Source organism: Fontibacter flavus (genome assembly GCF_042432905.1).
Taxonomy (GTDB): Bacteria; Bacteroidota; Bacteroidia; order Cytophagales; family Cyclobacteriaceae; genus Fontibacter; species Fontibacter flavus.
This window is the reverse complement of sequence record NZ_JBHLWI010000077.1, coordinates 1-1,650: the sequence shown is the minus strand read 5'-3', so window position 1 is coordinate 1,650 and position 1,650 is coordinate 1. Positions and strand designations below refer to the sequence as shown.

The 1,650-nt window shown below is 41.0% G+C and carries 1 protein-coding gene; it reads left to right on the top strand.

Going from position 1 to position 1,650, the window contains the following annotated elements; all coding sequences use genetic code 11:
- The first annotated feature begins 106 nt into the window (after nt 1-106).
- On the top strand, nt 107-1,621 hold the full coding sequence (locus ACFFIP_RS18045) for an IS1634 family transposase (protein ID WP_382389165.1): 1,515 nt from the start codon (nt 107-109) through the stop codon (nt 1,619-1,621).
- Nucleotides 1,622-1,650 lie beyond the last annotated feature (29 nt).

The following is a 1,650-nucleotide window of genomic DNA, read 5'->3' as shown; positions in this document are numbered from 1 at the left end:
TCCTGTTTTGTGCGCGACGTCGTCGCTACAATAAATAAGTATTGAAAATCAATCACTTACTGTTTTATAATTTGAAATTTGGGTCACGCGGAGCTATTTTTGCCCCATGTTTGTACGAAAAAACAAGAATAAAAGCGGTTCTGTGAGTATTCAGATTGTCCAAAAGGTCAAGCGTACAAACAAAGTCATCAAGACCGTCGGTATTGCAAATACCAGACGTGAAGAAGAACTTCTTATTTTATTGGCAAACAATCAGATAGATCAATTAAAGGGATTCTCTTCTCTTTTCATCGAGCACGACGATCTGATTGTTGAAAGCTTTGTTGAAGGCCTCTCAAATGAGCATTTACAGAATATCGGTGCCGAGCTTATTTTGGGGAAAATATATCAAAAAATAGGTTTTCCAGAGGGTGGGTCACGCGATTACTTCAAGAGTCTGGTTTTATGCAGGCTCGTATACCCAGGAAGCAAGTTGAAGACAGTGGAGTACTTTAAAAAGCACCTGAATTTGGATTTAAGCGTTTATTCCATTTACCGTTTCCTTGACCAATTGGATCAAACCCTCAAGCCATCAATTGAACAAATCACATTCGATTACGCCAAGAGCCTTTTGAATGGCCATGTAGGGATTGTGTTTTATGACATGACCACCTTGTATTTTGAAGCCTCTGAGCCTGATGACTATCGTATCCCGGGTTTTAATAAGGATGGCAAGCACCAGCACCCGCAGATTATGATCGGCCTTTTGGTTAGTAACAACGGCTTTCCTCTCGGCTACCAGATCTTTGAAGGGAACACATCCGAGACAAAGACTTTAATACCTGTGTTGGAGAGTTTTCAGAAGAAGTTTGACATAGACAGTCCCATTGTTGTTGCAGATGCTGCCCTATTGTCCCAGTCCAATATCGATGCTTTACAACATCACGGCTACCAATACATACTGGGGGGAAGAGTGAAAAATGAATCCGAAGCCGTAAAGCAGGAAATCCTTGGTCTCCAGATAGAGGAGGGGAAGCCACGGGAGGTAAAATCCAAAAACGGGAGGCTTATTGTAAGCTACTCTTCAGGCAGAGCCAAAAAGGATGCGGTAAACCGCGAGAAAGGCCTGAAAAGACTTGAGGCAAAGGTCAAGGGCGGAAAACTCAACAAAGACCATATCAATAATCGGGGATATAACAAATACCTCAAGTTGGAAGGAGAGGCTAAGGTGAGTATTGATTATCAGAAATACGGTGCGGACTTGGTCTGGGACGGATTAAAAGGATATTTAACTAATACACAGCTGGACAAAGAAGAAGTCATAGGCCATTATTCCCAACTGTGGCAAATAGAAAAGGCTTTCAGGATCTCAAAAACCGATTTAAGGATCAGACCTGTTTACCACCGTCTGAGAAACCGCATAGAAGCCCACATATGCCTATGTTTTGCAGCATACACTGTTTATAAGGAACTGGAAAGACTTTTAAAAGTCAATAGAATTAAGCTATCACCAGAGAAAGCTATAAATGAAATAAGGGATATTAAACAACTGAAATACACATTACCCAAATCAAAAGAGGCAAGAACCAAAATTTTAAAACCCTCTCAGGAGCAGGAATGGCTATTGAACATGAAAATTTAATTTTGGGTCACGCGTTGCACAAAACAGGA